The sequence below is a fragment of the Catenovulum sediminis genome (assembly GCF_007289895.1).
Taxonomy (GTDB): Bacteria; Pseudomonadota; Gammaproteobacteria; order Enterobacterales; family Alteromonadaceae; genus Catenovulum; species Catenovulum sediminis.
Map to the genome: position 1 here is coordinate 3,209,263 of NZ_CP041660.1, position 19,734 is coordinate 3,228,996.

Annotated in this window: 21 protein-coding genes and 2 pseudogenes; 14 read left to right on the top strand and 9 right to left on the bottom strand. The window is 40.1% G+C overall.

The features are described 5' to 3' along the window. Window positions 1–130 precede the first annotated feature (130 nt). A complete protein-coding gene (locus tag FNT16_RS20400; protein WP_185976602.1) occupies window positions 131–292 on the bottom strand; it encodes a hypothetical protein in 162 nt (53 codons plus the stop codon). Between the two features lie 371 nt (window positions 293–663). Here FNT16_RS20400 and FNT16_RS13710 point away from each other — a divergent pair, with 371 nt between their 5' ends. The 3 genes from FNT16_RS13710 to FNT16_RS13720 all read left to right on the top strand — a co-directional run bounded on the left by FNT16_RS13710 (window position 664) and on the right by FNT16_RS13720 (window position 3,468). Further along, entirely contained in the window at window positions 664–978 is a 315-nt protein-coding gene (locus FNT16_RS13710; RefSeq protein ID WP_143872102.1) for a CC0125/CC1285 family lipoprotein, read from the top strand. A 643-nt stretch (window positions 979–1,621) separates the two neighbouring features. Next, complete coding sequence (ltrA, locus tag FNT16_RS13715; protein ID WP_185976603.1) at window positions 1,622–2,917, top strand: group II intron reverse transcriptase/maturase; 1,296 nt, start codon at window positions 1,622–1,624, stop codon at window positions 2,915–2,917. 128 nt (window positions 2,918–3,045) lie between these two features. After that, on the top strand, window positions 3,046–3,468 hold the full coding sequence (locus tag FNT16_RS13720; RefSeq protein ID WP_143872103.1) for a hypothetical protein: 423 nt from the start codon (window positions 3,046–3,048) through the stop codon (window positions 3,466–3,468). 185 nt (window positions 3,469–3,653) lie between these two features. On the opposite strand, the gene FNT16_RS20405 is transcribed toward FNT16_RS13720, so the two are convergent. Continuing rightward, on the bottom strand, window positions 3,654–3,815 hold the full coding sequence (locus FNT16_RS20405; RefSeq protein ID WP_185976602.1) for a hypothetical protein: 162 nt from the start codon (window positions 3,813–3,815) through the stop codon (window positions 3,654–3,656). 1,191 nt (window positions 3,816–5,006) lie between these two features. Here FNT16_RS20405 and FNT16_RS13725 point away from each other — a divergent pair. The 3 genes from FNT16_RS13725 (at window position 5,007) to FNT16_RS13735 (ending at window position 6,381) form a co-directional block, all read left to right on the top strand. Next, window positions 5,007–5,261: a type II toxin-antitoxin system Phd/YefM family antitoxin gene (locus tag FNT16_RS13725; RefSeq protein WP_015486388.1), complete on the top strand. Its 255-nt coding sequence runs from the start codon at window positions 5,007–5,009 to the stop codon at window positions 5,259–5,261. After that, window positions 5,254–5,517, top strand: coding sequence for a Txe/YoeB family addiction module toxin (locus FNT16_RS13730; protein ID WP_143872104.1), 264 nt, complete (start codon window positions 5,254–5,256; stop codon window positions 5,515–5,517). The genes FNT16_RS13725 and FNT16_RS13730 overlap by 8 nt, the downstream gene beginning before the upstream one ends. A gap of 630 nt (window positions 5,518–6,147) precedes the next feature. Next, the gene (locus tag FNT16_RS13735) at window positions 6,148–6,381 is read left to right on the top strand and encodes a group II intron maturase-specific domain-containing protein (RefSeq protein WP_143872105.1); all 234 of its coding nucleotides are present in this window, start codon (window positions 6,148–6,150) and stop codon (window positions 6,379–6,381) included. 128 nt (window positions 6,382–6,509) lie between these two features. Here the strand turns inward: FNT16_RS13735 and FNT16_RS13740 are convergent, their stop codons facing one another. The 3 genes and pseudogenes from FNT16_RS13740 to FNT16_RS21150 form a co-directional block, all read right to left on the bottom strand. Further along, window positions 6,510–6,809, bottom strand: a complete 300-nt coding sequence (locus FNT16_RS13740) for a Txe/YoeB family addiction module toxin (RefSeq protein WP_342779134.1) — start codon at window positions 6,807–6,809, stop codon at window positions 6,510–6,512. After that, complete coding sequence (locus FNT16_RS13745; protein WP_143872107.1) at window positions 6,760–7,032, bottom strand: type II toxin-antitoxin system Phd/YefM family antitoxin; 273 nt, start codon at window positions 7,030–7,032, stop codon at window positions 6,760–6,762. The genes FNT16_RS13740 and FNT16_RS13745 overlap by 50 nt, the downstream gene beginning before the upstream one ends. A 344-nt stretch (window positions 7,033–7,376) precedes the next feature. After that, window positions 7,377–8,183 (bottom strand): annotated as a pseudogene (locus tag FNT16_RS21150) (transposase). A 144-nt stretch (window positions 8,184–8,327) separates the two neighbouring features. Between FNT16_RS21150 and FNT16_RS13755 the strand changes: the two are divergent. Further along, window positions 8,328–8,876 carry a hypothetical protein gene (locus tag FNT16_RS13755; RefSeq protein ID WP_143872108.1) on the top strand — a complete coding sequence of 183 codons (549 nt, stop codon included), beginning with the start codon at window positions 8,328–8,330 and terminating at the stop codon, window positions 8,874–8,876. 52 nt (window positions 8,877–8,928) lie between these two features. On the opposite strand, the pseudogene FNT16_RS21155 reads toward FNT16_RS13755, so the two are convergent. Continuing rightward, window positions 8,929–9,027 (bottom strand): annotated as a pseudogene (locus FNT16_RS21155) (group II intron maturase-specific domain-containing protein); the annotation flags it as partial. Window positions 9,028–9,207: 180 nt separating this feature from the next. Between FNT16_RS21155 and FNT16_RS13765 the strand changes: the two are divergent. Both FNT16_RS13765 and FNT16_RS13770 read left to right on the top strand, forming a co-directional pair. Then, complete coding sequence (locus FNT16_RS13765; RefSeq protein ID WP_143872109.1) at window positions 9,208–9,693, top strand: YhfG family protein; 486 nt, start codon at window positions 9,208–9,210, stop codon at window positions 9,691–9,693. Beyond that, the gene (locus FNT16_RS13770; protein ID WP_143872110.1) at window positions 9,686–10,270 is read left to right on the top strand and encodes a putative adenosine monophosphate-protein transferase Fic; all 585 of its coding nucleotides are present in this window, start codon (window positions 9,686–9,688) and stop codon (window positions 10,268–10,270) included. The genes FNT16_RS13765 and FNT16_RS13770 overlap by 8 nt, the downstream gene beginning before the upstream one ends. Before the next feature lie 226 nt (window positions 10,271–10,496). On the opposite strand, the gene FNT16_RS13775 is transcribed toward FNT16_RS13770, so the two are convergent. Continuing rightward, window positions 10,497–10,754, bottom strand: a complete 258-nt coding sequence (locus FNT16_RS13775) for a phage integrase N-terminal SAM-like domain-containing protein (RefSeq protein WP_143872111.1) — start codon at window positions 10,752–10,754, stop codon at window positions 10,497–10,499. Between the two features lie 231 nt (window positions 10,755–10,985). Here FNT16_RS13775 and FNT16_RS13780 point away from each other — a divergent pair, with 231 nt between their 5' ends. Continuing rightward, entirely contained in the window at window positions 10,986–11,888 is a 903-nt protein-coding gene (locus FNT16_RS13780; RefSeq protein ID WP_143872112.1) for an acyl-CoA thioester hydrolase/BAAT C-terminal domain-containing protein, read from the top strand. Between the two features lie 89 nt (window positions 11,889–11,977). Next, window positions 11,978–12,325 carry a hypothetical protein gene (locus tag FNT16_RS13785; protein WP_143872113.1) on the top strand — a complete coding sequence of 116 codons (348 nt, stop codon included), beginning with the start codon at window positions 11,978–11,980 and terminating at the stop codon, window positions 12,323–12,325. A 127-nt stretch (window positions 12,326–12,452) separates the two neighbouring features. On the opposite strand, the gene FNT16_RS13790 is transcribed toward FNT16_RS13785, so the two are convergent. Continuing rightward, window positions 12,453–13,340 carry a class I SAM-dependent methyltransferase gene (locus FNT16_RS13790; protein ID WP_143872114.1) on the bottom strand — a complete coding sequence of 296 codons (888 nt, stop codon included), beginning with the start codon at window positions 13,338–13,340 and terminating at the stop codon, window positions 12,453–12,455. A 75-nt stretch (window positions 13,341–13,415) separates the two neighbouring features. Next, the gene (locus FNT16_RS13795; protein ID WP_143872115.1) at window positions 13,416–14,306 is read right to left on the bottom strand and encodes a LysR family transcriptional regulator; all 891 of its coding nucleotides are present in this window, start codon (window positions 14,304–14,306) and stop codon (window positions 13,416–13,418) included. 171 nt (window positions 14,307–14,477) lie between these two features. On the opposite strand from FNT16_RS13795, the gene FNT16_RS13800 reads away from it, so the two are divergent. The 3 genes from FNT16_RS13800 (at window position 14,478) to FNT16_RS13810 (ending at window position 19,734) form a co-directional block, all read left to right on the top strand. Beyond that, window positions 14,478–15,152 (top strand): type 1 glutamine amidotransferase domain-containing protein, encoded by a 675-nt coding sequence (locus tag FNT16_RS13800; protein WP_143872116.1) that lies wholly within the window; start codon window positions 14,478–14,480, stop codon window positions 15,150–15,152. Between the two features lie 330 nt (window positions 15,153–15,482). Beyond that, window positions 15,483–16,955: a winged helix-turn-helix domain-containing protein gene (locus FNT16_RS13805; RefSeq protein ID WP_143872117.1), complete on the top strand. Its 1,473-nt coding sequence runs from the start codon at window positions 15,483–15,485 to the stop codon at window positions 16,953–16,955. A 148-nt stretch (window positions 16,956–17,103) separates the two neighbouring features. After that, window positions 17,104–19,734, top strand: a complete 2,631-nt coding sequence (locus FNT16_RS13810; protein WP_143872118.1) for an alpha-amylase family glycosyl hydrolase — start codon at window positions 17,104–17,106, stop codon at window positions 19,732–19,734.

Below are 19,734 nucleotides of genomic sequence, written 5' to 3' on the forward strand. Positions count from 1 at the left end.
TAGCTACCCATGGAAAACTAGATCGTGCCATTTTTCAGCTTCCTATTTTTCTTTGGTTTTGTACTTTTCATCGCGATTTCAACGTCAATTTGTGCATGGAAGTATTGCAGAACTAGAGAATTGGCATACCTCAAAAAACTTGGGTTAATTTGGGTTTTTCCGAGCATATTAATTGCCATAGTACTTTATGCGCATTATCCAATAACCAAGGAAAGAGTTGTTGGGCTATACCAAATTGATGCCAGTTTTTACCCGGGTGAAAACGCTGATTGGCAAAAGGAACACTTTTCATTTGAAATCAACGAGAAGGATGAGTTTCTATTTCATGAAAAGTTGAAAGATGGAAACGTGAAAACTATAAAGGGTAAAGTGGTCTGGTTCAGACGATCACCACCGATGCTATTCCGTATAGATATCGAGCATGCTCATCCCCTAGTTGATGAATACCCAACACTGTACCGTGGTAACAGAAAGTTTTATTATGTTTTCGACTCTAAGTTCGGAAACATGTTCTATCGCAAGGTCAAGTAGCTAACAAGGCGGTCAAGCTGACGTCTATTCCGTCGCTTGTTTATGTGGCGGTCGCTACGCTGCCACAACACAATCAACTACATAGCCGCAGCTTACCGCGGCGTTAGCATTCAAATTAAGTTTGGAGAAAAAATGAAGTCAGTTGCATTAATTACAGGATGTTTAGTCTTAACTGGATGCGCGACAGGATACCAAGCCCACACTTGGTCCGGTGGTTACAAAGATGAAAAGTTGGGAGAGAACCATTACCGAGTTGAATACTATGGAAATGGAACAACTTCAATTCCAATGCTTAAAGAGTATTGGAGTAAACGTGCCTCAGAATTGTGCCCACAAGGTTACGATGTCATAGACGAAAACAAAGGCAAAACTGATGGTGGTATTTTCCTCGGAGGTATCACTACTATTGAGCATCCTTGGTTAAAAGCTGAAATTCAGTGCAAATAAATGCTAACAAGCCAAGTCAACGGAAAACCACTCACTGGCCAAACAACGGCCAAAGCGTTCGTGTTTTCCGCTGCTTGGGGCGTTAGTGCGACAAGCAAAGCTTGGCGCATCTTACAGGGTGAAAGTCCCTGTCTGGTAAGGTTTAGCCAACCACCAGTATCGAGTCTTGCGTGTTGTGCGGAGATTATGGATTATCGAAGATTCTCCCGTGGTGCGGCCACAAATAATTGAACAAGCAATGCGAAGCGTAGACAGAGAATAATGTAGGCCATAGGGGATGCCGTGTCCCTGAAGTGTTGAAATCGCTGCGAAAAGCAAGAATTCTGATTGACGAGGCCTGTAACGCAGTCGAAGTCCAAGCAAAGCAACCGACAAGGCAAGGTTGTGGCGAGTCAGCGCAGTTATAAAACCGTGGCATGTATTAAAAGATGTGCACAAGAACTTGTGAGCGCCAAGGTTGTTCCAAACGGAGGTTGGTAAATATGTTAAGTAAAATACAAGACAAATTGAAGACACCTTGGCAGTCGGATTTACTCATAGTAGTCAGCGTGTGGGAAAGCCACATACAAGGCGAAGGGGTAAACATTAATATCACGGCTTGCAACAGATACATTGTCGGAACAAAGTCGGGTCTGAATTAACAATGACAACCGCCTTGCAAGCCATAGCATTTAAAACACAAACCCACCCCAAACATCAGTTTGAAAACCTCTATGGACTACTGAATTCAGAATTGTTGTATCAAAGTTGGGGTCAACTAAACAAACAATCGAAGGCTGGAATAGACGGTATCACAACCGACATATACCAACAAAGATTGCCAGAAAATATCCAAACACTGCACCACCAACTCAAAAGCAAAAGCTACCGAGCCAGTGCAGTAAAACGTGTTGAAATACCCAAAGCCAATGGCAAAACCCGAAACCTTGGAATGCCAATCGTTGAAGATAAACTGGTACAGCAGAGCGTGAGCCAAATACTGCAAAGTATCTGGGAAAGCGAATTTCTGCCATTTAACTACGGATATCGCCCCAACAAAAGTGCACACCAAGCCATTCACAGTTTAACGCTAAATCTACAATTTAGAGGATACGGCTATATAGTTGAAGCCGACATAAAAGGCTTCTTCGACAACATGAGCCACAACTGGCTGATGAAAATGCTGAACCTCAAAATTAAAGATAAAGCCTTGCTCAGCTTAATCAACCAATGGTTAAAAGCAAAAGTGCAACTGCCAAATGGACAAAAGATAAAACCAACCAGTGGCTCACCACAAGGTGGAATTATCAGCCCAATATTGGCAAACATCTACCTGCACTACGCACTAGACCTCTGGTTTGAAAAGAAGGTTAAACCACGAATGAAGGGCAGAGCCATGTTGATAAGATATGCGGATGACTTTGTCACCGCATTTCAATATCAACAAGATGCACAAATGTTTTATCGAATACTCGGTAATAGATTAAGAAAATTTAATCTAGAACTGGCAAAAGATAAAACGCACCTCAAGAGATTCAGCCGCTTTCATCCAAGCGGACACCCAGATAGAAGAATCAACTTCTTAGGGTTTGAATGTTATTGGGGCAAAGACCATCAAGGCGAGCCAAGATTAAAACGAGTCACGAGTCGGAAAAAGCATAAACTTATGCTGAGCACACTTTACCAATGGATAAAGAAACATCGCTCAAAACGACTGAATATAACCATGCCGACACTCAAGCGAAAACTGGTGGGCATTCAAAATTACTTTGGGCTACCAGACAACAGCAAAAGTATCAGCAGAATATATAACTTTGCACTACATACCTTATACAAATGGTTAAATAGGCGCAGTCAAAGGCATAGTTTTAACTGGCGAGGTTTTAAAGATATGTTAGGATATTTTCAAATAAAACCACTACGGGTCAGCAAACGGCTGATTGCAGTAGATTGGTATTAGGGTGCTTTGTGTTTTACACGGGCAATGATATTAATGAAGAGCCGGATGCGGTAATTCCGCACGTCCGGATCTGTATGGGGGCGACTCAGTAATGGGTCGTTCTACCATGACCGTGTCATCGAGAAATCATGTTTAGCGATTACTTTGAAGATTGGGAAGTCAAGCCAAAATATTCCAAAGAGTATGTATCTCTCTGGAAAGGCTGGCTTGGTCAAGAGAACTATCACAAATTGGATGAAGTCACGGAATCTGAATGGGCTAGATTCAACGAATTCCTTAGAAGTCTAGCCAAAACCTTTTCCCTCGAATTGGCAAACTGTGAGAATCAATCGCTGACAAAGATCGGTGATATAGAAACATTGATTACAACCTATGATGAAAGCATGGAAAAAGAATCATCAAAATTCATAAAGATAGTAATTCCAGATTTAGAGTGTGTTGTAAGTGAAGAGTGGGACTACACATATATTATCTGGCATAAAAATAACGGAGCAGTGGAAGCTCTAGCTCCCTATATAAAGGCCTCTGGTTTGGAGCACTTCCATGACTAAACACGTAACAATCAAAGGCACCGGACTCGCTACGCTCGCGCGGTGCTTTGGGCGTTAGCTACCCATGGAAAACTAGATCGTGCCATTTTTCAGCTTCCTATTTTTCTTTGGTTTTGTACTTTTCATCGCGATTTCAACGTCAATTTGTGCATGGAAGTATTGCAGAACTAGAGAATTGGCATACCTCAAAAAACTTGGGTTAATTTGGGTTTTTCCGAGCATATTAATTGCCATAGTACTTTATGCGCATTATCCAATAACCAAGGAAAGAGTTGTTGGGCTATACCAAATTGATGCCAGTTTTTACCCGGGTGAAAACGCTGATTGGCAAAAGGAACACTTTTCATTTGAAATCAACGAGAAGGATGAGTTTCTATTTCATGAAAAGTTGAAAGATGGAAACGTGAAAACTATAAAGGGTAAAGTGGTCTGGTTCAGACGATCACCACCGATGCTATTCCGTATAGATATCGAGCATGCTCATCCCCTAGTTGATGAATACCCAACACTGTACCGTGGTAACAGAAAGTTTTATTATGTTTTCGACTCTAAGTTCGGAAACATGTTCTATCGCAAGGTCAAGTAGCTAACAAGGCGGTCAAGCTGACGTCTATTCCGTCGCTTGTTTATGTGGCGGTCGCTACGCTGCCACAACACAATCAACTACATAGCCGCAGCTTACCGCGGCGTTAGTGCGACAAGCGAAGCTTGGCGCATCTTACAGGGTGAAAGTCCTTGTCTGGTAAGGTTTAGCCAACCACCAGTATCGAGTCTTGCGTGTTGGGCGGAGATTATGGATTATCGAAGATTCTCCCGTGGTGCGGCCACAAATAGTTGAACAAGCAATACGAAGCGTAGACAGAGAATGATATAGGCCATAGGGGATGCGCGTCCCTGAAGTGTTGAAATCGCTGCGAAAAGCAAGAATTCTGATTGACGAGGCCTGTAACGCAGTCGAAGTCCAAGTTAAGCAACCGACAAGGCAAGGTTGTGGTGAGTCAGCGCAGTTCTAAAACCGTGGCATGTATCAAAAGATGTGTTGAGAACTTGTGAGACCCAGTACAACTCCCAAAGGATATGGGTAGGGATGCTGAGCAAAAAGCGAGGCGAACGATGGTGTATTGGGAGTCGGACCAACTCATAGTAGTCTGAAAACGGGAAAGCCGTTTACATGGCGAAGGGGGTGGCGGTTATATTGCGTTTGTAACGGAAACATACACCGGACATGTAGGGCTGGATATTGTATGAAAACTAAGGTACAAACTATACATTCAGTTGAGCTGAAGATTGATTAAATTATCCTCGGGTGGAATGGAGAAGATGGCTAGATTAAGCAACTTTGTGAAGGCAATATACTGCGCGGTAAATAATATAACTGAGGAGCCGGATGCGGTAATTCCGCACGTCCGGATCTGTATGGGGGCGGCTCAGCAATGGGGCGTTCTACCATGACGCAGCAAAAAATACATGTACCATATATTGTGCATGTAAAATAACTGAGTTATAGTTGTTCAATAAATTGTACATATAGGTGATTTATGAGAGTTGTATCTTTTACTGAAGCAAGAAATGGACTAAAAGCTGTTTTAGACTCTGTCGTTAATGATGCAGACACCACTGTTATCACGCGTCGAGATTCAGAAGATGCGGTAGTGATGTCATTAGATTATTACAATAGTTTGATGGAAACAGTTCATTTGTTAAAGTCTCCTGCAAATGCAGAACATTTAAACAAATCAATAGCTCAATATAAAAGTGGTAAAACTACGCAAAGAGATATAGTCGATGAGTAGTAGGCTACTTTGTTGGACTGATGAAGCTTGGAATGATTACGTTTACTGGCAAGGTCAGGGCAAAAAGACATTAAAGCGTATAAACAAATTAATCAGTGACACTAAGCGTTCACCATTTGAGGGTATTGGCAAGCCTGAGCCTCTTAAAGAAAATTTGTCAGGTTTCTGGTCACGCCGTATTGATGACACCAATCGTTTAGTTTATGCCGTTGATGATAAAAGTCTAACCATAATATCGTGCAGGTATCATTACTAATGTGCATGCACCAAATAAAACTGCTAACAAGGCGCTCTACCGGATTCCATAATCTGTCGCGGTTTTTGCAAAAAAACGCAAAAAGCCGCGCCAAATTATTCCACCGGTAAGCTTGGCGCATCTTTCGGGGTGAAAGTCCCTGTCTGGTAAGGCCTAGCCCGCCACCAGTATCGAGTCTTGCGTGTTGCGCGGAGGTTATGGATTATCGAAGATTCTCCCGTGGTGCGGCCACACATAATCGAACAAACAATGCGAAGCGTAGACGTACAGGACGTACTAATGCAGCGATTGCAGGATGCAAATGAGCGTAGACAGAGAATAATATAGGCCATAGGGGATGCCGTGTCCCTGAAGTGTTGAAATCGCTGCGAAAAACAAGAATTCTGATTGACGAGGCCCCTCTTTTATATGTTAAGGCAGTCGAAGTCCAAGCTAAGCAACCGACAAGGCAAGGTTGTGGCGAGTCAACGCAGTTATAAAACCGTGGCATGTATTAAAAGATGTGCACAAGAACTTGTGAGCGCCAAGGTTGTTCCAAACGGAGGTTGGTAAATATGTTAAGTAAAATACAAGACAGATTGAAGACACCTTGGCAGTCGGATTTACTCATAGTTGTAATGGTCTAATACAATGCCGACACTCAAGCGAAAACTGGTTGGCATTCAAAATTATTTTGGGCTACCAGACAATAGTAAAAGTATCAGCAGGATATATAACTTTGTGCTGCACACCTTATACAAATGGTTAAATAGGCGTAGTCAAAGGCAGAGTTTTAACTGGCATGGGTTGAAAGATATGCTAGGATATTTTCAAATTAAATCACTACGGGTCAGCAAGCGGCTGATTACTGTAGATTGGTATTAGGGGGCTTTGTGTATTACGCGGGCAATGATATTAATGAAGAGCCGGATGCGGTGCTATTTTCAACATTAGGGCACGTCCGGATCTGTATGGGGGCGGCTCAGTAATGGGTCGTTCTACCATGACTGTTTTTAGTGATCGTCGTAGTGTCCGCCAATAGCAAAGACATAGATGTAGTTATCATCATATTTGTAAATGAGCCGATCTTTTTGTGAAATCCTCTTAGACCACAAGCCCGATAGATTATGTTTTAATGCCTCTGGCTTTCCTAGCCCTCTATTGGGCTCGCCTCGCAACATCTCTTTTAATATCTTGCAAAGCGACTTGTGAAGCTTTTTATCTTTTTCTCTCAACTGTTCATATATGAGCCAAGTGTTACCTTCAAATATTAGTGATCTCATCCAATTGCTCTTGAGTTGGTTTGTATCCATCTTTCTTATTATGCGTTAATGCTGAGTCAGCAATTTGCTGCATTAAATTACTGCTTTGAAGTACATGAAGTGTTTCCTGCTCCCTTTCCCAATCTTCTGCACTCATAACAATAAATGGCTCGCCAGCACGTCTAGTTACTTTTATTGGCTCATGTTCGCTAACGGTCTGCTCAACATAAGTTTTTAGATTGTCTCTGAATTGATTAACGCTTATGCTATCCATAATACCCTCTCTTTTGTGTACGGAACTGTCGTACATGATAGTGTTAAAAATATAACAAGTCAATTATGGAAGGACACAAAACTCTTGGCTTGTGCTCCTACGTCGCATAAAGTTTAGCCAAGTGTTTTGAGCCTCATATTGTGGCGTTGAGACTGTAGAATTACTTGTTTTTAGCTGAGTAAATCACCTTAAATTCAATTTTCTGTTTAACTTTAGTTGCAATTTATTTCCTTGGTTTTAGATTTTGCAGTCGGAAATATTTTGGAATTAAATTTTATCGTGGAAGTTGGGAGGTAACTGTCTTTTTGGCGGAGGGAGGTGCCATTTTACTTGGTTTAGCGATTCTAATGCAGACTATTTCTGAGTTTTTCGATATTATGGACTAAACAATACATTTGCCATTGGGCATTTACTTTTGTTTTTCCACGTAACGTGAAGTAATTCATCCCTTTATTTTTAGTAATATTGGCAAATACAGGTTCAATGCAACCGAGTCGTTTACTATATTCACGCCGCCCTTGTGGGCTGTCTATTTTTAGCTTTCATTTTATCGCTGAGTATTTGTGCTGCTGAGCGCAGTTTGTCTATTGGTATTGAAACTTGCCGGCCGTATTTCTTCGGTTCTTTTTGCATACATTGCTCGCGCATAGGGCAATCTCGACAATCTTTAAGGTACGCTTGAAAGCGAGTATGCGTTGCATCTGTTTTTGGTTTGGCGGTTAGCCACATGGGGTTACCCGCAGGGCAGATACAGGTTAAGTTTGCTTCGTTGAATGTGAACTCATGGTAGGTAAAGAGTTTGTGGCTTTTATCGGTACGGACCTTTCGCTTTTTAGCCTGATTAAGCTGTCTGCTTGTTGGATTTTAGAGAGCGTTTTTTGTAGTTGTTTGATGGCGGGTTGTAAGGTTTGTTGTTCTCCAACCGACCCCCAAGCTTGCGCTTGTAAGATGATTTTGAGCATGATGGCCGGTGAATAAGCGCTTGCCCCGCCTTTATCATTTTTATAACGGGCATTAAACGAGGATAAGTCGAGGTGGTTATCAATAATATGGCTTAAGGCATATTCGAATGTACCCGGAACAATTTGCGCAGAGAAATCAACAGCGATAAATTGGTTTTGGTGTGAGTAGTCTGGCTTGTAGTTGGCCATAAATAAGTTGCGTTAGCGAATAATAGTTATTAGATCACATGGGATCTGGCAACTCAATGTTTCTTTTCAACAATTTACAGATTAAACTGGTTTTATTTATTAAAGCTGAGATTGTTGTTTTTCTACAGTCTCGTTAGAAAGCCTATGAAGAATTTTATTTACCTTTTAGCTTTGTTGCTTTTATTTGGTTGTGGGAAAAAAGAGCCTGATCCTGTTTGGGATTGGGGGTATTTACCTTCTTCAGAAATATCGAACTCTAAACGGGAACAATGTGCTCACGAGTATTACCAGTCTTTTCCAATTTCGACAGATAGTGGAGAAAGGCTTAGGATTGGACAAAGTTCTATTTCCGGCCGCTCTCATAAACACTATATTGGTTCTGGTTGTATGGTTGCTACTGTAAGCACAAGAGTCTATTTGGATGCTGACAAACAAGCTAATAATTTTTACTCGGTTTCTGTTTCAATGCCAACTTTAGATGATAGGTGCAGGAGTAACTCTGACATGCCAGCATGTAAGGTAAGCTCAGTTAGTCATACAGTCTTATTTTCTAGAGATATTTCAGCTAGTGAGATTGGTGACTATTTTAAAAGTAAGACTATGAATCAAATCGTAAGTTATGACGAACATAGCCGTGTTGTATCTTTCCAACTCAGAAATAAAAGCCTTGAGTATAGAATCCAGGCTTTCTAACAAAGCAAATTAAAAGTGCGGACAAAAAACAGTTGGCTTTGTTCGTACCTCACAAATGCACACCTCGTTTCATAAGGTTTCTTACTTTAGTTCTGGGCTTTCGCCATTGTCGCCAGTAACACATTCTCACTCTGCGCCTTATCCAGTGGTTCCTAAAGCATAAATCAAACCAGACAACAGCGTTGTTTGCCCGTTCAACAAGTGATGCATTCACACAAACTACGTGTGCATGAATACTAAGCGTTAGCTTTCTTTCTGATCCAAGCTGCTATCTGCCAAATTACAGTAAACTACATTTAAATACGCATATATATGCAGGAAGGTATTTTCTATGAAATACGAATTTGAAGTTTTAGCAGCTCTAGTACAATTTAAACATGTTAATACTAAGGTTATAGTTAATTCTACAGGTATTTCAGAAAGGAAAGTTCAATCAGTTCTGAAAGATTTGCACTCAAATCTAGGTATATGTATCAAAAAAAGAAGAGAGAAAAACTCTTTTTACTTCTTTATAGAGTCTTGGGGCGCGTTCGAGACAGGTTCTTCAATTATTGAGCGCTTATATAAGTTAGATTTAGCAAAAGCTAAGGCCCGCCGAATTGCATCAAAAAATCAGAGGAAACGTAAATTATTATCACTATCTGATAAAATTGAATATTCAAACTCAGTTAAACTCAAAAACTATAATGAAAGTCTTCGTTTGGAGGGGATATCATCTAAAAAACTTGATTTAAGTGCTAATAAGAAGCAGCTCCAAGATAAACGAGATGAGTTATTGAAGTATTACGCGAAAAGAGCACAATTAGTCAATGCTTGATAAATATGGTGTTGGGGATGACCCATGTTGTTATCCTGGTACTAACTTACTTAAGAATAAGTTGTCAATTCAAGATGAAAACTTACTCTCTGAAGCGGAAAGAGACTTATCCTTTGTTGCCGCTGCAGCTATTGAATTCAAAGAGCCCCCTTATGATTTAGCTTACCTTTGCAACATTCACCATGCTCTTTTTTCAGATTTATACGAGTGGTCAGGAAAACTCAGAGAGATCGATATTACAAAAGGGCATACTAGATTTTGTAATGTTTCATTTATCGAAAATGAAGCTAATAAGTTATTAAACAAGTTGTCGCAAGATAACTATTTAGTGGGTCTAGAATACAGCGAGTTTATTACAAAGTTATCAGAATATTATTGTGATCTAAATATGATTTACCCTTTTAGGGAAGGTAACGGTCGTGCTCAGCGTATTTTTTTTGAACATCTAGTTATTAATGCTGGGTTTGAGATATCTTTCGATGCTGTAAGTGTTGATGACTGGATTGATGCAAATATATTAGGTGTCCATTGTGATTTTTCAAAAATGAAAGCTGTTCTTAATATCTGTGTATCCTAGAAAGCTAATAAATAAGGATAAGTTGCGCGCAGCCGCAACTTAATTCTATTGTTGGACCGTTTCTCTGCATCCTGCAGTCACGGCATTAGTGCATCCTTGCACGTCACAAGCCCGGTGTTGAGTTCTGCTTATATAAGGAAATAAATAGGTTTGTCGTTATGGCTGACTTTTTTCAAGGCGAGTGAAGCTAGACAGTTTTCGGCCGTGATTTTTAACGCATTGTTTTTCATGTTAGTTTTTTTTCTCCTGTAATTTCATAATGGCAGCACGGGCAAGTGACGATTACCACAAGATGGGTAACTTTGTTGAAGCGTTTCAAATCTTCAACGGATAAGTCATCAGGGCAAGTATCAAAAAAGTCAGCAGTTTGGCGCAAGGCCCGACTATAACACTCAATGGTTTTATCGCTTTTACCTTGCAATTTTAACTCGTTGATATAAGTTAAATACAAAGTATTAAATTGAGTTTGATCGTGGCTGTTCATGGTGGTGGACTCCAATTAAATGGCTGCCAGTATTCGCAGTTATTTAATTAAAGCCACGATCGCTTTATTCTGCCGCATAGCGGCTTCGTTCAACAAATTGTTCAATAGTGGACAAAATTACGTTGGCTTTGTTTCGCTCCGCTTCACATTATAGCCAACATAATTTTGCTCGTTAAAGGAGCGTTTTGCAAGCTTACGAGTATTTGTGACTTGCTAAAAAAAGGATATTAAATGAAACTGGTGTTACGTGTTTTTAAATGGTTGTTAGTTGCAATTATTGCTCTATTTATATTGTTATTTGCCTATGCAAACTACACGGTATATTCATTTGATACTGAGACTTTGCCGGAAAAATACGGAGAAGTTGAAGTAAAGCTATTCTTAAGCGAAGGTAGTAACCAGCCTTTGGTTGTTGGCCTTGGCGGCGCCGATGGAGGGAATGGCTGGGCTGGGCCGCACGGAGAGAAACAGAGAAAACTACTGCAGAATAATGGTTATGCTTTCCTATCAATAGCCTATTTCGGCACTGAGAACACCCCTAAAAGTCTAGATCGAATCGCCATTGAAGGTGTGCACAAGGCTGTAATAGAGGCAGCACAAAATCCACGTATAAACGAAAATTGCATTTCAGTTATGGGAGTGTCCCGGGGCGGCGAACTGGCACTGCTTTTAGGCAGCTATTATCAAGAATACAAAAGTGTTATCGGTATCGTCCCAGGAAGTTCAGTTTTTGCTGCAGTTAACGATGCTATGACGACACCCGGATTTTCCCACAACAAAAAGTCCCTTCCTTTTGTTCCTGTACCATGGAGCGTTACTCCCGATTTGTTGACAGGCAACTTGCGGGGGGCTTTCGAAAAAATGATGCAGAATACCGAGGCTATGGAGGCTGCAGCAATAAAAGTTGAAAACATTTCCGGGCCCGTGCTGCTTATCTCCGGCACCGAAGATGAACAGTGGCCATCAATGGAAATGTCTGAAATCATAATTAACCGGTTAAAAGCAAATGATTTTCCATTCCCGAGCCAGCATATCTCCCTAGTGGGCGGGCATAACGAACATCATGATAACTTTGATAAAGTAATCACTTTTCTTAATACACAATTTCTATCCCAACAAGGTTGTGGACTCTAATGGTTAAGTAACCATTCGCATTTGTTACCATGCATAATAAATAAGGATATGTTGCGCGAAGCCGCAACTTAATAAGATGACAGGATTTGATGAAAAAGAAATTAAATGGATATTTAGCCGCTATGGTCATTATATTGTCTGGTGTCGCAGTAGCTGGATATGCTGCCTACGAAATTGAATGGGAAAATTTTAAATTTTCATTTAAAAGTGTTTTCTTACCCCTGTTGTTCATATTTGTTGTTTCTTTGTTAGCGTTTAAAGCTGCTGGCATTAAAGATGTTGATATTACTCGTGTAAAAGCAGATAAGAAAATCGGTGATGCAATATATCACTTTAATCAAAAGACGCGTGGTGTACAGAGGATTATTTTTTGGGGAGCTGTCTTAATATTGTTCCTGTTTTATCTAGGGGGCAAAATCTGTGTCCACACATCATGATCGCTCCCTCTGCACATTGTTTGATGTGCATAAAGAGCAGCAGGTAAGGTTACAACAAACAGCTCTAGAGTGTTTTGCCACGCTTAGTATTTTAGGCTTGAATTTATTTAACTATTTAAGTACCAATTTATGCTTCTTTGACTCTAGCTAAAACAAGATATTCACCTTTGTGTAAGGTGCCATGTTTTATGCCTTTCAGAGACTTTTCAGCCAATAGCGGCGTGTCTGCAATTTCGAGTAATTTAAACGCTTGTTTGTCTAAAAATTCCGAAATATCTGTTGAAGAAATCGTCCAATTTAATGGCTCTGACACGAGCTTTAAGTAAATTCTTAAAAGCAAACCTGTATTATTATTAGCACTAGACATCGGCTCTAAAGCACTGAATACAATACGTGTTGATGTACCTGTTAATTCTTTTAAGTTTTTAAATAAAAGATCGACATCTTGCTTTTTAAGGTACATTAATACGCCTTCACAAATATAAATTGTGGGCCTACTGGGATCAAATCGGTCGAATTGGCTTAATGCCCCTTTGGTATCTGTTTGACTAAAGTCAATCGCTAATAAACTGAGATTTTCAGGTTGAGTATCAAACAACGCTTTTTCTTTTTCTGCATTGGTGGCTGGGTGATCGATTTCGATAAAGTTGACCTCTGAATACTCTTTATGTAACCGCCATGCCAAACAGTCGAACCCTGCACCTAGATTAACAACTTGAGTCACTCCATCTGTTAAGGCTTCGCGAACGACTTCTTCTATATAACGTTTTCGCAATACATAATGCAATGTAATGCCCGGCATTAATATTTTTTCAGCAAACGATGCTAAGAGGTTATATGATTTACTTTCTAATTGTTTCAGGCGTGCGCGCCCGATTTCAGACGCTTGCAATATTTGTTGACATGCCGTGATTACGTCTTCAGACACCAGCGACGCATACTGAGACTTGTTAGCTGTATATAAAGTACCTTGCAATACGGTATAAGCGGTAGAACTTGCTTTATCTTGCTCCATGATAAGTATATCCAAATAATGATTTAAATGAGTTGGTTAAACTGTAAAGCGAACCGTCAACACTGGCAAGCTTAATTATTGTGAAGTTTCATCCCAATTCGCGAAATGTTGCAAAAGAAAATCAATGGCTAATCTTACTCTCAAAGGCATGAATTGCTTATTGTGGTATACAATCCAACTACTGGTGCCTTGTCCCCAAAAAGGTTCCAGTATTGGTATAAGTTGCTGTTTTGCAATGGCATCTGTAAATGTGCTTTTGGGCATGTAGGCGACGCCTAAGCCTTTTTTGCAGGCATTTAAAACCATGTTGGCATTATTGCTACGCCATCTTCCTTTTACTTTTGTCACTTCTTTTTTACCATCAATATTGAATTCCCATAAGTCTTTGTTGGAAACAATACAGCTGTGGTCTTGCAAATCAAAAGGATGTTTAGGTGTGCCATGTTGTTGCAGGTAGCGTTTGCTGGCAACGGCCATCATGGGGCGGTTGACGAGTTTACGGGCAATTAAATTTGAGTCATTTAACTCACCATATCGAATCGCAAAATCAATACCATCTTCTGGTAGATTTACCAAGCGACTATTCATATCGAGATCAACGGTTAACCCGGGGTGCTGAGCAACAAATTCCATTAGGGCAGGGCCCACAAAATGTTCGGCAAGTCCGCCCGCCGCACTCACTCTTAACGTACCGCTTAACGCTACCTGTTGTCTATTTACCTGTTCATTTGCTTGTTGCAAGCCTTCGACCAGCATTTTGGCATGCTGATAATAGTCGGCCCCCGCTTCTGTCAATGTCACTACACGGGTTGAACGGGCGAGCAGAACACAACCTAAACGTTTTTCTAAACGCGCTACTTGCCGGCTGACGTGGCTTGTACTGCATCCCAACTGAGTGGCAGCTGCAGAAAACCCATTGCTTTGTGCTACGGCGACAAATTCAATAATGCCCTCAAAACTGTCCATTTGCTCTCATTGTTGCTATATGGCAATACTGTTTATCTATTTTAGGGGATTATCATCAGTCCTGCAATTTATTAAAGTAGTGTCATGGTTAGCAACCTGCATTAGAACTTAACATTAGAACTTAACACTAAAACTCAACGCTAGAACTCAAATATTTAATGAGGGACAAATATGAAAAAAGTACTTATTCCAGTCACTAATCACGCAACGCTAGGTGAAACCGAACAAGAAAACGGCACTTTCTCGCCTGAATTGACGCACGTAGTGCACGTACTAAAAGAAGCTGGCATTGACTATGAAATTGCATCCATTAAAGGCGGTAAAGCACCTATTTATGGTCAAGACATTGAAGGTGATGATGTAAATAGCAACATGCTATCCGATAAAGATTTCCAAAACCGTGTGAATAATACAACCCCTGTATCTCAAGTTAATATCGCAGACTACGATGCTGTCTTTTACCCGGGTGGATTCGGCCTGTTATCTGATTTAGCGACGAATCAAGATTTTGCAAAATTAGCAGCGCAGCTTTATGAGCGTGGCGGCATAATCGCTGCTGTATGCCACGGTCCAGCGGCATTGTTACCCATCGATTTGAGTAACGGTGAATCTTTGCTTGCGGACAAATCCATCACCAGTTTTACCCGTGAAGAAGAGATAGATTATGGCACGATTGATGACGTGCCTTTTTTACTAGAAGAAGCACTAACCCGGAAAGCAGCCCGTTTTAATAAAATTCAGCCGTGGGGATCTTTTGTGGTTGAGGATGATCGTCTAATTACAGGGCAAAACCCGGCTAGCGCGCACGCTGTTGGTAAAGCAATTGTTGATCATCTCGCTGTCTAACAGATGACTCGTCATTTTGTACGTCTAATATTAAGTACCAATTTGCGCAATTGGTACTTATCCGCTCAATTTTAAAGCTTTTCTCAAGCACACATCGACACGACTTCTCTTTAAATTTCCTTTAAGTTTTTTGCATTCCAGATTAAATCCATTCATTATCATATAATACTGGCGATTGTATTTGTTTCAGTTGTTGTGTCTTTCAGTCTTGTCATTCATTCTTGTTTAGATGTCTATTGGTCAAGTGCCGTTAACAGTGCGTTATTGAGCGGAAAGATATATTTAACATCGTTTTTTCGGTAACTACCAGAGCATACTTTCGGGCAATTAATGAACTACAGAATAAATGATTTAGTGTTAGATCCGAATGACCGGACTTTAGTGTGTGGTGATAAAATAAAAAAAATAAGACCACGAACACTCAAATTACTGCTTTATTTTATTTCCAATCAACATGCTATTAAAAGTAAAGAAGAATTATTAAGCGCAGTTTGGCCCGATGTTACTGTGGATGAAGGTGTTGTATTTCAGTCTATTAGTGAAATTCGCAAACTTTTAGAAGATAGCAAAGTCATTGTTAGCCATCCTAGGCAAGGCTATCAATTTGTCGCGCATGTCGAACCGACACAAGAAAAATCCACGCGCAAGCTTAATTGGAAACTCGTTACTGCGAGCTGCAGTGCGTTAATTGTGTTGGCAGTTGTAGGGGTAATTTACTTTTTATCTTCTAGTGATAGCCGTCATGCTTTGCCAACCGACACGCGAATTTTAATATTACCTGTACAAAATGAAATCGAGTATGAAGACAGAAAATGGTTAAGTATAGGAGGCATGGATCACATAATCTCTACTTTAGAAAGTGTAACAGCTTCGTTGCAGGTATTTAGTACGGAAGAAACAATCAGTTTAATTAATTCAGCTGGTTTTTCTATTGAGCAAAAATCGTTAAACATTCAACGAATATTAAATTTGTCAGGGGCGACACACGCGGTAGAGGTAACGTTCATCGGTAAAAATATGGAATATACCATATCGATTACAGTCAATAGCCCCAATAACGTTCACAAAAAAGTCATTTTCGCAGAGTCTCTTGATCAAGGTTTGGTAAAGGCTGCAAATGAAGTGCTGCAACAAATAAACGGTTCGGTAGCGGATAACCATATACACTTAAAGAACGAATTTAAACATGCGTTATTTGCCGAAGCAATGTTGGCATACGAAACAGACTGGAGCAGTGCAGTTAGTTTTTTTGAAAGCTACCTTAAAATCGAGCCCGATTCAGTCGTTGCGATGACGTATCTTATGCGCTTATATATCTGGCTGGGTGATTACGCAGATGCGTTACAACTTTACGATAAATTAAATGCGCTACCTAATTTAAAATTGGAAGAAAAATCAAAACTACTTTATTACAGAGGGATGGTTGCATTTGCAAAACACCAATATCAGGCGGCACTTGATTTTTTAAACAGCGCAGCAGAGTTGATATCTGAATACCCACCATCGCTTTTAGGCGCTCGAATTAATGCGGAATCAGGTGAGGTTTTAACAAAAATAAAAGACTACCAAAGTGCATTAGATAGTCTCAATAAATCACTCAGGTTTTATGAGGTTACCGGAAAGGTTATTGATATATGTGCAATCAAACTGAAAATGTCTAAGGTGCACAAATTATCTGGCAACCTTGAGCTCGCACAAAATCTGTTTTTAGAAGCAAAACGAGATATTACCAAGTTTAATATCTCATTTCTTTATGCTGAATTAGAACAAGTTGAATCTATGTTTAAAACGCCGAAAAATTAATCAATTTAAACCTGCAGTGTAGGGAAATATAGGCTTTTAGAGCTTCTTTGAGAAAATTTTAGAATCTTTAAATTGGATTTGTCGCATCCAAAAATTAACCTGCAATGAGCTAAACTTTCTAAATTCAATAAGCGTGGGACGGGTTAATATGATTAGAACAAAAATTGTTGTTGTGCTCGGTATGGCTATTATTTTGGTGGCTTGTAGCAAGCAAAATAAAGAACAAAAAGCTGAATCTAAGGTGAGTGATGCATCACAAGGAGAATTGTTGCTGCATGTTCCATCACCCGATTGGCGCGATCAAATCATATATTTTGTAATGACAGATCGATTTAATGATGGTGTTGCAGCCAATAATGATCAAGGGCAGGGGGAATATAACCCTTATTTAGAGAGTCATTATAGTGGCGGTGATATTCAGGGCATCATCGATAAACTTGATTACATTGAAGGGTTAGGTGCAACTGCGGTTTGGACAACCCCGCTTGTCACTAATCAATGGTGGAGCGATGCGCTTAATTATGGCGGGTACCACGGTTACTGGGCAACTGACTTTAGTTCAGTCGATCCGCACGTTGGTGATATTGATACTTTAAAAAAACTTTCAGACCAATTGCATCGTAAAAACATGTATTTGATTCAGGATATTGTCGTTAATCACACGGCCAATTTATTTAGTTACGAAGGCGGAATAGACGGATATGATCCAAATGACACGGCAAAAAACTTTAAATTGCTTGTTAATACAGAAGGAATGAAACCTACGCCTATCCAAGCACCATTCAATTTAATTGACCGCAATAATCCAGAACATGTAAAAGCGGATATTTACAACTGGACACCATCTATCATGGATTATTCTGACACATCTCAACAATTCACTTATCAATTAGCTTCGCTAGCAGATATTAATACTCAAAACCCTGTTGTTATTGATACGTTTAAGCAAATTTACGGTGATTGGATTAAAAATGTAGGTGTAGACGCGTTTCGCATTGATACTGTCCGCTATGTTGAGCATGACTTTTTTCATCACTTTATGCATGATGAAGATGGTATTCATGCTGCTGCTAAAATAACGGGGCGAGATGATTTTTTAGCATTTGGCGAAGTTTTTGATACATCAAAACCTTATAATAATGATGCAGAGCATAAGGTCGCGAGTTATTTAGGCAATAAACAAAAGCCAGAGTTAAACTCAATTATTTCATTTCCGCTGCATCATGAGTTAAAAACCGTTTTTGCTCAGGGTTACCCCACTGACCATTTAGCTTATCGCATTCAGCAGCATATGCAGGTTTATGATAACCCTTATGTTGTGCCGACCTTTATTGATAACCATGATATGGCGCGATTTTTAGCCTCGGGCGATATTGCCGGATTCAAACAAGCTTTAGCCACTATTATGACAATTCCGGGTATACCAACCATATACCAGGGCACTGCTCAAGCGATGATAGAATCACGCCAAGCTATGTTTAAAGGTGGTTTTCTGGCCGAAAAAGATTATTTCGATCAAGAAAGCGAGTTATATCAATTTATCCAATCAATGGCCAAACTTAGGACTTCAGATAAATTATTTACGCGCGGCAATTTAAATATCGTTGCTGCAAATAAAACTGGCGCGGGGGTATTGGCGTATACCCGCCGTTATCAAGGGCGAACAGCGCTGATTATGTTTAACACATCGAGTCAGGATATTTTAGTTAGCGATATAAAAATAGCTGACAGGATAGCCAAGCTGACGCCTTTGTTTGGTTTTAATCAGGATATCAGGCTAAATTCTGACGGTAAACTGACAACAGAGTTGCCGGGAAAAAGCATCATGATCGCCGAAGTAACGCCTTTAAACGAAACAATCGCTAATAAGGCTGCAAGCCACATTTCTATTGCGACAACACCACCGACTTCTGTTGTAACGCAAGATCTATTGATTAGTGGCCAATCATCTGTCACCAATGGTGAAATTTTAATCATTAAAAATACGCGGTTAGACACGGCAATTAAAATCCAAACCGATGCCAAAGGTAACTGGCAATATAAACATCGGGTCACTAATTTGGGTAAAGAACAGGTTTCTCTGGTCGCTTATTCGCCAATTGATAAAGCGGTCAGCAATACTTTAAATTTTACTACTTTAGTCTCTCAGCCAGAGTATGTGTTTAATTTTATAGATGGCGTTGGGGATAATAGAGGATTAAATGGCAGTTACAGCGCACCTCTGCATGCGCAAAGTATTGGCCAACAAGACATTGAATCAGTTAAAGCTGAAATGGGTGGTGAAGTATTAACCCTGACTTTTACCATGCGCGAATTTACCAATGACTGGATACCGGCCAATGGATTTGACAACGTCGCATTTAGTTTGTTTTTTGATATTCCAGATATGCATGGGGCAACTGTTTTACCTATGTTAAATTCTCAAATGCCTGACGGTTGGAATTGGGATTTAGCGCATGTAGTTTACGGGTGGGGTAATACTACTTTTTCAACAGAGCAGGCCAGCGAAAAACATCAAGGTCAAAAATTTGGTGTTGCACCGCGGGTGAAAACCGACAAAAACAGCAAAACAATCAGCTTTACGTATCGTTTATCAGATTTTGGTCTTTCAAACTGGATAGGCAGCAAAATATATGTGACAACTTGGGATATAACGGGTGAAGGCGCTTATCGAGAGCTGACGCCTGAGCCTAGCAAATGGAATTTTGGCGGCGGGCATCAAGACGATGCAAAAATTTTAGATTTTATCGAATTATCACTATCTGATGAACAAAAATAG

Coding starts and splice junctions, on each gene's coding strand:
- FNT16_RS20400 (WP_185976602.1), bottom strand. CDS start 292: ATGAAAAGTGTTCCTTTTGCCAATCAGCGTTTTCACCCGGGTAAAAAC.
- FNT16_RS13710 (WP_143872102.1), top strand. CDS start 664: ATGAAGTCAGTTGCATTAATTACAGGATGTTTAGTCTTAACTGGATGC.
- ltrA (WP_185976603.1), top strand. CDS start 1,622: ATGACAACCGCCTTGCAAGCCATAGCATTTAAAACACAAACCCACCCC.
- FNT16_RS13720 (WP_143872103.1), top strand. CDS start 3,046: ATGTTTAGCGATTACTTTGAAGATTGGGAAGTCAAGCCAAAATATTCC.
- FNT16_RS20405 (WP_185976602.1), bottom strand. CDS start 3,815: ATGAAAAGTGTTCCTTTTGCCAATCAGCGTTTTCACCCGGGTAAAAAC.
- FNT16_RS13725 (WP_015486388.1), top strand. CDS start 5,007: ATGAGAGTTGTATCTTTTACTGAAGCAAGAAATGGACTAAAAGCTGTT.
- FNT16_RS13730 (WP_143872104.1), top strand. CDS start 5,254: ATGAGTAGTAGGCTACTTTGTTGGACTGATGAAGCTTGGAATGATTAC.
- FNT16_RS13735 (WP_143872105.1), top strand. CDS start 6,148: ATGCCGACACTCAAGCGAAAACTGGTTGGCATTCAAAATTATTTTGGG.
- FNT16_RS13740 (WP_342779134.1), bottom strand. CDS start 6,809: ATGGATACAAACCAACTCAAGAGCAATTGGATGAGATCACTAATATTT.
- FNT16_RS13745 (WP_143872107.1), bottom strand. CDS start 7,032: ATGGATAGCATAAGCGTTAATCAATTCAGAGACAATCTAAAAACTTAT.
- FNT16_RS13755 (WP_143872108.1), top strand. CDS start 8,328: ATGAAGAATTTTATTTACCTTTTAGCTTTGTTGCTTTTATTTGGTTGT.
- FNT16_RS13765 (WP_143872109.1), top strand. CDS start 9,208: ATGAAATACGAATTTGAAGTTTTAGCAGCTCTAGTACAATTTAAACAT.
- FNT16_RS13770 (WP_143872110.1), top strand. CDS start 9,686: ATGCTTGATAAATATGGTGTTGGGGATGACCCATGTTGTTATCCTGGT.
- FNT16_RS13775 (WP_143872111.1), bottom strand. CDS start 10,754: ATGAACAGCCACGATCAAACTCAATTTAATACTTTGTATTTAACTTAT.
- FNT16_RS13780 (WP_143872112.1), top strand. CDS start 10,986: ATGAAACTGGTGTTACGTGTTTTTAAATGGTTGTTAGTTGCAATTATT.
- FNT16_RS13785 (WP_143872113.1), top strand. CDS start 11,978: ATGAAAAAGAAATTAAATGGATATTTAGCCGCTATGGTCATTATATTG.
- FNT16_RS13790 (WP_143872114.1), bottom strand. CDS start 13,340: ATGGAGCAAGATAAAGCAAGTTCTACCGCTTATACCGTATTGCAAGGT.
- FNT16_RS13795 (WP_143872115.1), bottom strand. CDS start 14,306: ATGGACAGTTTTGAGGGCATTATTGAATTTGTCGCCGTAGCACAAAGC.
- FNT16_RS13800 (WP_143872116.1), top strand. CDS start 14,478: ATGAAAAAAGTACTTATTCCAGTCACTAATCACGCAACGCTAGGTGAA.
- FNT16_RS13805 (WP_143872117.1), top strand. CDS start 15,483: ATGAACTACAGAATAAATGATTTAGTGTTAGATCCGAATGACCGGACT.
- FNT16_RS13810 (WP_143872118.1), top strand. CDS start 17,104: ATGATTAGAACAAAAATTGTTGTTGTGCTCGGTATGGCTATTATTTTG.